General features: G+C 65.3%; 8 protein-coding genes. 6 read left to right on the plus strand and 2 right to left on the minus strand.

The window, feature by feature from the left end:
* Positions 1-324 precede the first annotated feature (324 nt).
* Both OX462_RS15390 and OX462_RS15395 read right to left on the minus strand, forming a co-directional pair.
* Positions 325-3,285, minus strand: coding sequence for a TonB-dependent receptor plug domain-containing protein (locus OX462_RS15390; protein WP_409026470.1), 2,961 nt, complete (start codon positions 3,283-3,285; stop codon positions 325-327).
* Between the two features lie 98 nt (positions 3,286-3,383).
* Complete coding sequence (locus tag OX462_RS15395; RefSeq protein ID WP_409026471.1) at positions 3,384-6,734, minus strand: TIM-barrel domain-containing protein; 3,351 nt, start codon at positions 6,732-6,734, stop codon at positions 3,384-3,386.
* A gap of 358 nt (positions 6,735-7,092) precedes the next feature.
* Here OX462_RS15395 and OX462_RS15400 point away from each other — a divergent pair, with 358 nt between their 5' ends.
* From OX462_RS15400 to OX462_RS15425, 6 genes are read left to right on the plus strand one after another with little or no spacing between them, the layout of a single operon-like run.
* Entirely contained in the window at positions 7,093-8,229 is a 1,137-nt protein-coding gene (locus OX462_RS15400) for an AgaS family sugar isomerase (protein WP_409026472.1), read from the plus strand.
* Positions 8,216-9,169, plus strand: a complete 954-nt coding sequence (locus OX462_RS15405; protein WP_409026473.1) for an ROK family protein — start codon at positions 8,216-8,218, stop codon at positions 9,167-9,169. Before OX462_RS15400 ends, OX462_RS15405 begins: the two co-directional genes overlap by 14 nt.
* Positions 9,169-10,512: a D-tagatose-bisphosphate aldolase, class II, non-catalytic subunit gene (locus tag OX462_RS15410; RefSeq protein WP_409028751.1), complete on the plus strand. Its 1,344-nt coding sequence runs from the start codon at positions 9,169-9,171 to the stop codon at positions 10,510-10,512. Before OX462_RS15405 ends, OX462_RS15410 begins: the two co-directional genes overlap by 1 nt.
* Positions 10,513-10,547: 35 nt before the next feature.
* Positions 10,548-11,315, plus strand: coding sequence for a DeoR family transcriptional regulator (locus OX462_RS15415; protein WP_409026474.1), 768 nt, complete (start codon positions 10,548-10,550; stop codon positions 11,313-11,315).
* A 3-nt stretch (positions 11,316-11,318) separates the two neighbouring features.
* The gene (locus tag OX462_RS15420; protein ID WP_409026475.1) at positions 11,319-12,413 is read left to right on the plus strand and encodes an N-acetylglucosamine-6-phosphate deacetylase; all 1,095 of its coding nucleotides are present in this window, start codon (positions 11,319-11,321) and stop codon (positions 12,411-12,413) included.
* 50 nt (positions 12,414-12,463) lie between these two features.
* Positions 12,464-14,257: an MFS transporter gene (locus tag OX462_RS15425; RefSeq protein ID WP_409026476.1), complete on the plus strand. Its 1,794-nt coding sequence runs from the start codon at positions 12,464-12,466 to the stop codon at positions 14,255-14,257.
* Positions 14,258-14,357: the final 100 nt, after the last annotated feature.

Here is a 14,357-nt window from a genome sequence, read left to right on the forward strand (position 1 = left end):
AAGAAAAATAAGTATCGTCAACAAAAAGAAAGTTACAGCGCAAATTTATCGCTAAATTCAGTAAATAAAGACGTTTTATCTTTCGATTCAATCCGTCATGCGGCAAATAACTTTCGTTATCGTGGCGTGGCGGATACACGCGCCGGCAAGAAGGCGGCCCGCAGGAGACATTCCACACGGCAATCCCGATGGAAAAACGCGAAAGTAGCCATGGCAATCCCCTTTCACTTACGTTTATCTTTCGTATTGCGCATTTCGGAATATTGTCTTTTTCTTTTCATGACGATACCCCGGCCCGCTGGCAGGCCGGGGCGGCGTCACGTCTTAAAAGAACTTGTAGCTGGCCGACAGGGCAAACTGGCGGCCGAACAGGTCCTGGCTATGGTTGTAGCCTTCCCAGCCGTTCGGGTCGTAGTACGGCTGCTTGTTGAACGCGTTCTTCACGTTCAGGCCCACGTCCAGGTTCTTGAGCGGCTTCCAGCTGAAGGCCAGGTTCACCGTGGTGTACGACGGCGCGCCCTTGCACTGGCCGGCTGGCAGCGATACCGAGGCGGCGGTGCAGTTTTCCGGCGTGTTGTCCTTGTCCCACGGACCGTAGGCCCAGCGCGTCTTGCCAGAATAGTTGATGAAGACGCTGCTGACGAAATTGCGGTAGCTCCAGTCGGCGTTGACGGTGGCGCGGTAGCGCGGCGAATCGTAGTAGCCGACGGTATTGCCCTTGATATCGCTGCCGTCTTCGCTGTCGTGGGTGTCGCGCTTGCGGATGGTGGCGGCGATGCCGGTACTCAGCTTGCCCCAGTCGCCGAGCGCAAAGCGCGTGCGCGCGTCGATGTCCACGCCGTCCATGAGGGTGCGGCCGCGGTTCGAATACGAGTTGATCAAGCCACCCAGATTGCCCACCGAGTAGCCCGGCACGCCGCCCGCGCACACGCCCGCGTTGGCGGGATTGGCGCACATGGCCGCCACCGCCGCCATATTGCCCCGGTCCGTGTCCGTCAAGTCGTTGCGGATGGCGCTCGATGTACCGGCCAGGGTCGGGCCGTACTTGTCCACCAGTTCCGTAAACAGTTCGTTGAAGTCCTGGCGCACGATCTCGTCGCGGCGGTTGATGAACCAGTAATCGATGGAGATGCTCACGTCCTTGGCCGGCTGCAGGACCAGGCCCACGGTGGAAATCTTGGCCTTTTCCGGACGCAGGTTCTGGTTCGGCGGCGTCAGGCCGCCCACCGTCGTCGAGCAGTTCGAATTGAGCAGGCTCTTGCCCAGGTCCGCGTCCGTCGCCACCCTGGACTTCATCAGGGCGCGCGCCATGGCATTCGTCTCATCGCAGCGCACCGTATCGCGGATGCCGCCCACCTGGGCAAAGACGCCGCCCGAGCCCGATTCAGCCAGGTTGGGCGCGCGGAAGCCTTCCGAATACGTCCCGCGCAGCATCAGGTCGGGACGCGCGCGCCAGATCACGCCCAGCTTGGGCGCCAAGTTGGCCGAGAAATGCGGGTATTTGTCCAGGCGCGCGGCCGCATTGACTTCCAGTGTGTCGGAAAGCGGCACCACCACTTCGCCAAACACGGCGGCGATGGTGCGCTTGCCATCGAACCAGGAACCGCCCTGCTGCGTGATCAGGCCATTGGCCGCATCCGCGTTGCCGGGCGTGAGGAAGCTTTCGCGCATGACGTTGGTGCCCACGGCGGCGCGCACTTCGCGCTCGCCCAGCTTGAACAGGGTGCCTTCCAGCTTGGCGTCCCACGTCATCAATTTGGTCCACGATTCGATGGCGAAGGTCGGATAGGCGGCGCGCAGCAGCGCCGCATTGGCCTCGCTGATTTCGCCGAACTTGTAGGCGGGATTGTCGGAGATATACGTGCGGCCGCTGACGGGATCTTTCGTGAACGGGCCGAACGCCTGCTTGAAGCCATTGATATTCACGTTCGCCGTCTGGAACAGCGTGGAATGGCTGCCCGCCACACTGAGCGCCGTTTCGAAATCCCAGCCGCCGCCGATGCTGCCGCGCAGGCCGACGAGCGCGCGGTAGTTTTCATCGACATTCTTCTGGCCGAAGTGGCCCGTGGCATCCTGCAGCAGGTAGTTCAAGCCGGCGGCGCCACCCATCTTGGCCACCATGTCGGCATCGAGCTTGCCCTTCAGGTAGACGTTGTTGGGACTCAGGAAAGGCGTGGCGAAGGTGTTCAGGGTAGTGCCCGTATTGCGCGCGAACCAGTTGTTCGTGCTGCCGCTGTTGAAGCTGGAGGGGCCATTCTCGCCGCGCATCTTGATGTGGGTGAACGCACCTTCCGCGAACGCTTCCATGTCGCCGCCCAGCTTCAGCCGGCCGCTCAGGTAGGCCGTGGCGCGCTCCGAAGTGGGGCCCGTATCGAGCTGGTTGGGCAGCGCATTCCACACGCAGCGCGTGCCCGACGCTTCGGTGATGCTGTTGTTGCAGCCGGGGGCGGCGCGCTGGGTGCGGGCATTGTTGTTGGCCTTGTCGAAGACAAAGAAGGTCCCCGGATTCATCACGCCCGGTTCGCTGCCCACGCCCACGCGCATGTTCGGGATGAAATTGGGATTGTTCACATAAAAATACGAGGGGCGCTTCTGCCAGGTATCGGCCAGCGCAATGCGGTCGCGCTGGTAGACGTTGACGGAACCGTAGATGTTGTAGCCGTCGCTGGCCAGGTCGCCCACGCCATACAGCACGCTGGCCTGGCGTTCGCCGTACGCTTTCACGCTGGGCGAAAACTCGCCGTTGGCGCGCGCCTCCAGCCCTTGATACGACTTCTTGGTGATCACGTTGATGACGCCGGCGACGGCATCGGAGCCATACACGGCCGACGCGCCATCCGTCAAAATCTCCATGCGCTCGATGGCGGCGGCGGGAATGGCGTCGATATTGACGAACATGGTCTGGAAACCGGCCGGCGCGCCATAGAACGACAGGCGGCGGCCATTGAGCAGCACCAGCGTGCCCTGCGCACCGAGGCCGCGCAAGTTCGCCTGCGAGCCGCCATCGGACCCCGTGAACATCGAACGGAAGTCCTGCTGCGCCGGACGGGCCGCAGGCAGGTTGTCCAGCACCTGCAGCAAGGTGAGCGCGCCCATGTTTTCGATCTGCTTGGCGTTGATCACCTGCACGGGCGACGCCGTTTCCGCGTTGATGCGCTTCAGGCTGGAACCCGTCACTTCGACGCGCGCCAGTTTTTCCTCCTCCGCTGCCAGCGCCGTCGACGCCAGCGCGGTTGAGCCAAGTCCGACCGCCACCATGGCGGACATCAGTTTTTTCAAGTGCATTCCCATCTCCCTTGTATAAGTGATTTGTTTTCGTCAGGCTGCAAGAGCCCCTCCCCGGTCCGAAGAGGGGCTCGTTGTTAGTGAAATGATTGAAGTAGTTAGCGCGGCTTGACTGTCGCGCCCTCCGTGCCGGTCAGCACGGCGTTGGCCCAGTTGCCGCAGACCTGGGCCGGGTGGGCGCCGCGCGCGCCCAGGGTGCGCAAACTGAGCTGGCTCAGGCCGCGCACATCGATTTCGGGTTTGACCACCCCGGGAGCCGTGACCAGGCCGCTGTCATACAGCAGCCGCTCGCCGCTCCAGACCTGGAATTGCAAGCCGCCCGCGCTGCGACAACTATCGTCCACGCCCAGGTCGGCGCGCAGCAGATTCCAGTTGCCCGCCAGCTGCAAGTCGATGCGGCTGGCGGGTCCCACGCCGAGGCCCTTGCGGAACCACAGCCCGTTCATGCGCATCTCGGCGGCCTTGCCGGCCGGCCGGTCTTTCGCGACAGTCTTCGGCAGCGCCAGGTCCGACAGATAGCGCTGCACCTCTTCTGCTTCGGCCACGCGGTGTTCGAGCACGCGGAATTCGGACAAGGTCACGGGCGCCACGTCGCTCGCCAGCGCCGCGTCGAACGCGCGCGCCACCGGCCCGGCTTGCGCCGCCGTCACCATCGGGTCGGTGGATGCGGCGCCATCGCCTTCCGGATTTTGCGTGCTCATGACGCGGAAGCGCAGCAAGCGCCCGGCCGTGGCGGGGAAATTGATCGTCTGCGTACCCTCTTGCAATTTGAGCGTGCCGCGCGCAAGCGCCGCGCCCCACTCGCCGTTGTTGTCGCCGATGTAGATTTCGTAATCCCGCACCTGGCCATGCTTCCAGTGCTGATCGTTGCGCGGCGCCAGTTCGATGCCATCGACGAGGCGGCGTTCCGAAAAGCCGATCACCCATTCATGGGGACCGCTTTTCACGGACGGGCTGCGCACGGTGCGGAACCAGGTCTCGGGCTTGCCGTCGAAGGCGTTTTCCAGCGGATAGCCGCTTTCTTCCGCAGGACGCGCCACCACCGGCATGGCGTCGGCCGGCAAGGCGCGGCCCGGCACGGGGGCGGCGGGGAAGTCGGCATCGATACGCGCCACGCCCAGCGCGCCGGCCACCTGCAAGGCCAGGGGCTGGCGGATATCCTGCGCCGCCACTTTCACGTGCAAGGTGCCCTGGCGGTCGGCAGGATCGAAGAACCAGGCATCAAGCGCCTTGTCGTAGGCGGCGCGGTCGGCGGATGCCGCGAGCAGCCGTTCGCCCGCCTTGACGGCGGCAGGTCGCTGGCCCGCCAGCATGCGCAGTGCATAGCCGCGGCGCGCTTCCTGGCCCTGGTACTTGCCATCGACGGCACCGATGTCGACCTGCACGTCGGCGCCCGTCTGGCGCATGCGGATGATTTGCTGGCTGAAGGCGCCGCCCTGGTACTGGCGCGTGTTGCCGTCGTCTTCATACAGGGTGTATTCGGAATCGCCGTGCGGGTAGATATCGAGCGTCAGCTGGTCCTTCGGCTTCTGGCCGTCGTACAGCATTTCCGGATACATGGGCAGGATGGCGCCGGCACGCACGAACACGGGCAGCTTGTCCAGGGTGACCTGCATATCGAGGTCGCGCCCTTTAGCGTCCGCCGTGGCCTGGCGGCCATCCCAGTAGTCATACCACGTACCCTGCGGCAGGTGGATGCCCTTGCGCCAGCCGCCGCTGACGGCCTGGCTGCGGTAGACGGGCGCCACCAGCACGTCGCGGCCCAGCAGGAATTGATATTTATACGCTTCCGTGTAGGCGGCCGGGTCTTGCGGATAATCCCACATCAGGCCGCGCACCAGCGGCGCGCCCGATTGCTCCGCTTCGCGCACCAGGGTATACATATACGGCGTCAAACGCATCTTGAGCTTCAGATAGCGACGGTTGATGTCGCGGTACGGTTGCTCGAACCACCACGGGTGCTTGCGCTCGGCCGCGGCCCAGCCGGACATGCCCATCAGCACGGGCGTAAAGCTTTTCCACTGCAAGTCGCGCAGATAGGTTTCCGGGCTGCCGCCGAAGATGGCGTCCACGTCGCCCGAGGCATACGCCTGGCCGGACAGGCCCGAGCCGATCAGGGTCGGAATGTGCCAGCGGATGTAGTCCCAGCTGGCGCTCTGGTCGCCCGTCCACGCCACGGCGTAGCGCTGGATGCCGGCCCAGCCCATCACCGTCCACAAAAACGGGCGGCTGTCGGAGTTGTTCAGGATGCCGTCGTAGGCGGATTTGTTCGCATCCATGGCAAACTGGTAGCCCTTGCCCGTCCACGCCACGTCCAGCTTTTGCACGCGGCTGCCCGCCTGGCCCACTTCCCAGGCGATCTTGTCGACGCCGTTTTCCGTCCACAGGCCCGTGCGGAAGCCATAGCCGGCCAGGCCCTTCACCGTTTCCGGCAAGTTCGTGTAGCCGCAGCCATAGCCGTCGTTGGGCAAGATCCAGCCGCCCGGCATGTCGTGTTCGCGGTACTGGCGCGCCACGGTTTCCACCACGTCCGGCGTCTTGCCGGTGGGGCCGTCGCTCCAGCCTTTGGGCACGGAACCGGGCTTTTTCACGTTGTCGCCATCGTTGTAGCAATCGGCGTCGCCGTATTCGAGCGCCCAGCGCGGCAGCATGCGCGCGCGGCCCGTCAAGTCCGTGTAGCGGGCGACGACGTCGCGCAAGTCCTTGCCGACGAAGAAATACGCATCGAAGCGCCCTTCCGCGTGCTGCAGCGAGATCTGTTCCTTGTCGCGCAAATCGTAGTGCCCGTCGGACCAGGTATTGCGCAGCATGCCCCAGCCCCGTGAACTCATGAGGAATGGCGCGGGATTCGGCCGGTCGCCCTCTTCCCAGCCGCCCGAATACGACACGGGCACCTGCTTGCCCTTGAATTCGAAGCGCCCATTTTGCTGCCCGCCGCCGAAGTAACGCTCACCCGGCAAGCTCGATAGCACCTGCACGCCCTGCTTGTCATCGAGCGACAGCGGCTGCACTTCGCGCCACAGCGGCACCGCATCGCCCTTGCGGTACAAGGTAAGGCGCAAGGGTTTGCGGTCGATGCGCAGGTTCAGGGCTTCGGTGCTGATCAGGATATGGTCGGGATGCTCGCTGATCTCGTATGCCACTTGCGCGGCGGGCTGGCCCACGACGATGGGCGCGGCCTTGTCGCCGGGACCCGTCAAGCCCCCCTTGCCGCCCGCCTGGATGCGCAACACGTCCGCCTGCGGCAGGCTGATACGCAGCTGCACGCCCGTGTCGCTGCGCAGATCCCAGCCCAGCGCCTCGCCCTTGGCCACGTCGGCCGCATGCACGGCGGAGAGCGACTGCAGATTGCCGATAGGCGCGGCTTGCAGGCCAGGAGCGGCCAGGGTGGCAAGGGCGGCGAGGACACAGGCGGCAAGGGCGCGGCGGGGAAGCGGGAGAGGTTTCATCTGCGGGCTTTCAGAAAATCGAAGTGATGGAAATACTTTAAGAAGAAAAATAAATATCGTCAATCAAAAGAAAGTTCCTGGACCGATTTATTAATAAAATGCCCAGAATTGGCGCATTTTTCTTACGTTTCACCAAAATGTCACAAAACATACTTTCGTTATCGTCGCATTTCAGCGACAGGCGGCGGCACGACTGGGTTTCATGCGGCAGCGCAACATGATTGGCGTCCAGAAAAGCACCAGTTCGACGCCATTATTTCGCAAGCCACACAACTATTTACTTTCGCTTTACTTTCGTATTTGACTTTTCGAAATTTAGTATTTATGCTTTCTCCAACAAACACTTTACTGACCTCTCATGACTACCCTTCTTCAGCGTGACATTCAAACCTGGCGCGACATCGGCGGCCTGCACACGGCCGAGGAAATCGCCCATCAGCCCGCCATCTGGCGCGCGCTGGCCGGCATTTTGCGCAAGGAGCAAGCCAGTCTGGCCGCCTTCCTGGGCGACGCGCTGTCCCATCCACAGCAACGCGTGATCCTGACGGGCGCCGGCAGCTCGGCCTATGTGGGCGAAATCGTCGTCGACACCCTGAATGCCGCCTGGCCCGCGCAGATCCGCGCCATCGCCACCACCACCCTGCTGACGCACCATGAGCTGTACCTGGAAGCGGATGCGCCCACCCTGCTCGTCTCGTTTGCCCGCAGCGGCGACAGCCCGGAAAGCCTGGCGGCCGTGGAGCTGTTGCGCCAGGTCGTGCCCGGCGCGCGCTTCCTGAACATCACCTGCAACGCCGATGGCAAGCTGGCGCGCCAGGGCGCCAACGACAGCAATACATATAACTTGCTGATGCCGGAAGGCAGCTGCGACCGCGGCTTCGCCATGACCAGCAGCTTCAGCAGCATGCTGCTGGCGGCCCTGTCGGTACTGGGCAAGGACGTCGACGTGGCGCGCCTCGAGACCCTGGCGCAGCTGGGCGAAGACGCCCTGCGCGACTGGTCGGCTCCCGTGGCGGACCTGGGCTCGCAGCCGGTACAGCGCGTGGTCTACCTGGGCAGCGGCCCGCTGGAAGCGCTGGCCAAGGAAGCGGCATTAAAAATCCTGGAACTGACGGGCGGGCGCGTGATGGCCATGGCGAATACGCCGCTGGGCTTCCGCCATGGCCCGAAATCGGCAGTCACCACGGAGTCCTTGGTGATCCTGCTGCGCAGCAGCAAGCCCCTGGCGCGCCAGTACGAAGACGACTTACTGCAGGAACTGCAGCGCGACAGCGTGGCGCAGACGTGCCTGACGGTCGGCATCGGCGGCGACCTGTCGGCCGACGCGCCGGCCTGGCCCGATGCCTGGCTGGCCCCGCTGTGGCTGCTGATGGCGCAGCAATATGCGCTGCACCAGTCAGCGCTGCTGCAACTGCGCCCCGACAATCCATTCGCCGGCGGCATCGTCAACCGTGTCGTGCAGGGCGTCACCATCTATGGCCATGACCAATTCTAATTCCATCCAGGGCTTTCACGGCATCGACATCGGCGGCAGCAAGATGGAGCTGGTCGCCTTTGCCGACCACGACGGCGCGCTGACCGAAACGTTCCGCGAGAGAGTGGCCACGCCGGGCGACGATTTTGCCGCCTTCGTGCAGGCGATCGTCGACCTGGTGGCGCACGGCGACGCAGCCCTGGGCACGACGGCGCCCGTCGGCATCGGCTTGCCCGGCGTGATCGACAGCGCCAGCGGCCGGCAACTGAGCTCCAACGTGCCGGCCCTGAACGGCCGCCTGGTGGCGCAAACCCTGCAGCAAGCCTTGCAGCGCCCTGTCGCCATCGGCAACGATTGCCAGTGCTTCGCCCTGTCGGAAGCGCAAGGCGGCGCGGCCGACCATGCCGCCAGCATGTTCGGCGCCATCCTCGGCACGGGCGCCGGCGGCGGCTATTGCGTGGGCGGCCAGCTGCTGCGCGGCTTGAACGGCGTGGCCGGCGAATGGGGCCACTGGAGCCTGCCCGCCACCCTGCTGGCGCAGCATGGCCTGATCGATTATGCCTGCCCGTGCGGCAAGGCGGGCTGCCTGGAACGCTACGTCTCCGGTCCCGCCATGAGCAAGCTCCACGCGCACTTTGGCGGCGACGGCGCCGAGCCACTGGCCATCGTGGCGCGCGCCAACATGGGCGACGCCGTGGCCCAGCGCACGGTGGCCGTGCACCTCGACGTGCTGGGCCACGCGCTGGCCGGCCTGGTGCTGGCCTACGACCCGCACGTCATCGTGCTTGGCGGCGGCCTGTCGAAATTGCCGCACCTGTACGACAAGCTGCCGGCCGCCGTGAAGCGCCACCTGTTCCCCGGCGTGCACGTGCCGCCCATCCTGCCGCCCCGCTTTGGCGACGCCGGCGGCGCGCGCGGCGCGGCCCTTTTGATACGACAACATATAAAGGCGTCAACATGATGAAGCAAGCGGAAAACCCGACTTTTACCCTGTCGCCCATCCAGCAAGTGATCAAGGCGCACCGCCGCGGCGAGCGCGTGGGCTTGTACGCCGTCTGCTGCAGCCACCCGAGCGTGCTGCGCGCGGCCATGCGCGTGGCCAGCGAGTACGACACCGTGCTGCTGGTCGAAGCGACCTCGAACCAGGTCGACCAGTTCGGCGGCTACACGGGCATGACACCAAACGTTTTCCGCGACACCATGCTGGCAATGGCCCGGGAACAGGGTTTCCCCGCCAGCCGTCTGGTGCTGGGCGGCGACCACCTGGGTCCGAACGCCTGGCAGCACCTCGATGCGGCCACCGCCATGGCCCACGCCGAGACCCTGATCGCCGCGTATGCGTCGGCCGGCTTCCATAAAATCCACCTCGATTGCAGCATGCGCTGTGCCGATGATCCCCTGCAGCTCGACGATGAAACCGTGGCCGCCCGTTCGGCGCGCCTGTGCATCGTCGCCGAAACGGCGGCCGCCGCCGCCGGCTTCGCCCCGCCCGTCTACGTGATCGGCACGGAAGTGCCGGTTCCCGGCGGCGAAGCGTCGCTGGCGCAGGCCGGCGCCGTCACCAGCCCGCAGGCCGCGCGCCGCACCCTCGACGTGCATTGCCGCGCCTTCCTCGACAACGGCCTGCACGACGCCTGGCGCCGCGTCATCGCCATGGTGGTGCAGCCGGGCGTCGATTTCGACCAGAGCAGCATCCAGCATTACGATGCGCAGGCCGCCGCCGAACTGTCGGCCTTCGTCGCCGAGCAGCCTGGCCTCGTGTTCGAAGCCCACTCGACCGACTACCAGCGCGAATCGGCCCTGCACGCCATGGTGCGCGACCATTTCGCCATCCTGAAAGTGGGCCCGGCCGCCACCTTCGCCCTGCGCGAAGCGCTGTTCGCCCTGTGCCAGATCGAGGAAGAACTGCTGCCGGCGCACGCCACCTCGCAGTTGATGCAGGTGCTTGACGACGTCATGGTGGCCAAGCCGAAGAACTGGATCAAGCATTACCTGGGCACGCCGGAAGAACAGCGATTGATGCGCCGCTACGGCTTGAGCGACCGTTGCCGCTATTACTGGGGCGAGCCGGAAGTGGCGGCCGCCGTCGGCAAGCTGCTGGCCAACCTCGATGCCGTGGCGATTCCACTGCCGCTGCTGAGCCAGCATTTGCCGGAACAGTATCTGGCCGTGGTGCAGGGCAGCCTGCCAGCGCAGGCGCCAGCCTTGATCGAGCACAAGATCGGCAGCTTGCTGGCGCAATATGCGCGCGCCTGCAACCGCAATGCGGCAGTGGCCGTCATTGCCGAAGCGGCAATCTGTTAAGCTCGGTATTTTCATTTTTTACTGAGCCCGCCACCATGCGAAATACCAGCCAACGCCGTGAATCCATCCTCCAAATGCTTGCCCAGCAGGGCTCGGTGCAGGTGACCGATCTGGTGGAAAAGCTCGGCGTGTCCGCGGTCACCATCCGCAGCGACTTGAATGCGCTGGAAGCGCAAGGCATGGCCACGCGCAGCCACGGCGGCGCGACCCTGACGCGCACGCCGCCGCTTGAACACACGATACGCCAGAAGGATGCCATCAACCACGAGCAGAAGGAGCGCATCGGCGCCTATGCGGCGCGGCTGGTGGAACCGGGCGACAACATCATCATCGACTCGGGCACCACCACCATCTCGCTGGCGCGCCATCTGCGCGACGCCACCGGCGTGACGGTGGCCACGAATGGCCTGAACATCGCGTGGGAACTGGCCGACGCGCCCGGCGTGGACCTGATCCTCACGGGCGGCCTGCTGCGCAAGCAGTCGCTGTCCATCCAGGGCAGCCAGGCCGAAACCTGCTTGCAGGCCTACAGCTTCGACAAGCTGTTCCTGGGCGTGGACGGCTTCGACCTGCAGTTCGGCGTCACCACCCACCACGAAGCGGAAGCAAGCCTGAACCACAAGATGGTGGAACGGGCCAAGAAAATCATCGTCCTCACGGACGCCTCCAAGTTCGGCCGCGTCAGCCTGCACCGCATCGTGCAGCTGGACCGCGTCGATACCGTCATCACCGATGCCAGCATCAGCCAGGAATACCGCGAAGGGCTGCACAAGCTGGGCATCGAACTTTTTATAGCGGAATAACACATGCTGAGCGGCAGAATCCTTACCCCATCTGGCTGGATCACGGGCACCATCACTTTTGACCAGCGCATCGTCCAGATACAGGAGGACCCTGCCGCCGACAGCGCGCTCACCATCCTGCCCGGCTTCATCGACCTGCACGTGCACGGCGCGGCCGGCGTCGACATCATGGAAGGCGCAAACGCGGGCGCCACGGTGGCGCAGGTGCATGCGCGCCACGGCACCACGGCCCTGCTGGGCACCACCCTGACGGCCAAGGAGCCATCGATCGTGCGCGCGCTGCAAGGCCTGGCCGGCGTCATCGCCGAACGTCCCGCCAACGGCGCGCGCATGCTGGGCGTGCACCTGGAAGGCCCGTTTTTGAACCTGCACCGCCTGGGCGCGCAGCCGCCCGACGTGGTGCAGGCGAGCCTGGCGCTGGTGCAGCGCTTCCATGCCATCGCCCCCATCAAGGTCTTGACCATGGCGCCGGAAATTCCCGGTCACCTGGAACTGATCCCGCAGCTGGCGGCGATGGGCATCCGCGTGCAGATCGGCCACAGCGCCGGCACGTATGACGATGGCGTAGCCGCGCTCAAGGCCGGCGTCTCGGGCTTTACCCACCTGTACAACGGCATGACGGGCATGACGCACTACGACCCGGGCATGGTAGGCGCGGCGCTCGCGCATGCCGAATATGCGGAAATCATCCCCGACCTGCAGCACGTGGCCAAGGGCGCCCTGCGCGCGGCCCTGCGCGCCATCCCGCGCCTGTACGGCGTGACCGACGCCACCTCGGCCACCGGCATGCCCGACGGCGAATACGGCCTGGGCACGCAGCGCGTCTATAAATGCATGGGTTGCGTGCGCCTGGCCACGGGCTCGCTGGCCGGCAGCGTGCTGACCATGGACCAGGCCCTGCGCAATTTCGTCGACCTGGGCCTGGACCTGGCCGACGCCTCGAACCGCCTCTCGCTGTACCCGGCCGATTATCTGGGCGAATCCGAACGGGGCCGTTTGGCACCGGGCGCCTGGGCCGATATCGTCGTCCTCGATTCCACACTACAGCCCGTGTCCGTCTTCGTCGAAGGCGCGGCCATCGATCTTTCCACCCGCTAGATTCCGTCTCTAGAACCAGCCCCCAACCTCAACCCCGTACCGGAGTTACCATGCACGACACGTCACACAAGGCCCCCGTGTGGGCCATGCGCTACCTGCTATTTATTGCCGGCATGGGGGGATTGCTGTACGGCATAGACATCGGCATCATCGCCGGCGCCCTGCCCTACCTGGAATCGACGGCCTCGGTGGCCTGGAAACTGACGGCCCAGCAGCTGAGCTTTATCGTCGCCGCCGTGCTCCTGGGTTCGGTGCTGTCGTCGCTGTTCGCCGGCGCCCTGGCCGACATCCTGGGCCGGCGCTGGGTGATGTTCCTGGCCGGCGCCCTGTTCAGCGCCAGCATCCCGCTGATCGCCCTGGCCGACGGCTACACGCCTCTGCTGCTGGGCCGCCTGCTGCAAGGCATCAGCGGCGGCTTGATCGGCGTCGTCGTGCCCCTGTACCTGGCCGAATGCCTGCCCGCGCAACAGCGTGGGCGCGGTGCCGCCCTGTTCCAGCTGCTGCTGACCATCGGCCTGGTAGCGGCCGCCCTGATCGGCCTGCTGCAGGCGCAGACGGTGGAAACGGCCACGCAGGCGGCGCAGTCGTTGCCGGAAGCGGGCCGCATCGCCGCCATCTTCGCGGCCAAGGACCACGCCTGGCGCAGCATCTTCTGGGTCTGCCTGGCGCCTGGCCTCGTATTCACCATCGGCGCCCTGCTGCTGGCCGAATCGCCGCGCTGGCTGGCGCGCCGCGGCCGCGTCGAACAGGCGCGCCAGTCGCTGCTGCGCACGCGCCTGCCCGCCGCCGCCGACCTGGAACTGCGCGAAATGCTCGACACGCCCGAGAACGCGGCCAAGGCCAGCGGCAATGCCAGGGCAAAAGACCCGCTCTTGAGCCGCCGCTACGTGCTGCCCTTCCTGCTGGCCTGCCTGATCCTCGCATGCACGCAGGCGACGGGCATCAATTCCATCCTCGCCTATGTCGTCAATATCCTGAACCAGGCGGGCCTGTCGGGCGCCTCGGCCAACATGGCGGATGTGCTGTTGAAGGTACTGAACGCCGTGATGACGGTGGTGGCCGTGCTGCTGGTCGACCGCAAGGGCCGCAAGTTCCTGCTGATGCTGGGCACGGGCGGCATCGTCGTCTCGCTGCTGGCGGCCGGCTTGCTGTTCCGCGGCGCCGAAGCCCACCTGGCCGACGTGCGCCCCGCCATCGCCGCCCAGGTGCAAAACGACGGCCTGGCCGTGCACCTCGATGCGGCCACCTTGACGGCCCTGGGCGCGGCCGCCGACGGCACGCCGCAGCAGCTGACCATCGCCTACGCCTACGGTCCGTTCACCAACGTGAAAAGCCTGCGCAGCGACGATCCCGTACTGCGCCAGGTGACGATCGCCCGCGAAGACGCCGTGCAGGCCGACAGCGTGATCGGCGTGTTCTTCCGCAAGCTGCACCTCAATCCGTTCGCCGACCCGGCCGCCGGGCGCGAGGCGCCGCTGCGCATCGAAAAGGCCAGCCTGGGCCCCGTGCCCCCGTCCACGCACGGCTGGATGGTGGCGATCGCCATCTGCGTGTTCGTTTCCAGCTTTGCCGTGGGACCGGGCGTGTGCGTGTGGCTGGCCCTGTCCGAGCTGATGCCGACCCGCATCCGCTCGAACGGCATGAGCATCGCCCTGCTGGTCAACCAGTTCGTCTCGACCGTGATCGCCGCCATCTTCCTGCCGACCGTGGGCTTGCACGGTTATTCGACCCTGTTCTTCTTCGGCGCCGGCTGCACCGTGCTGTATTTCCTGGCCGCCGCGTTTTTGCTGCCGGAGACCAAGGGCAAGACACTGGAAGAGATCGAGGCGCACTTTTCCAAGTAAGCCCGAGTAACCAACTGTAGCAGTCTCCTTTCCAGCCCCGGCACACCGTCCGGGGCTGTTTTTTTGCCTGCCGGGCAAGATTACGGGGCTGGCTTGCCCG

Source organism: Janthinobacterium aestuarii, assembly GCF_046113285.1.
Lineage (GTDB): Bacteria > Pseudomonadota > Gammaproteobacteria > Burkholderiales > Burkholderiaceae_D > Janthinobacterium.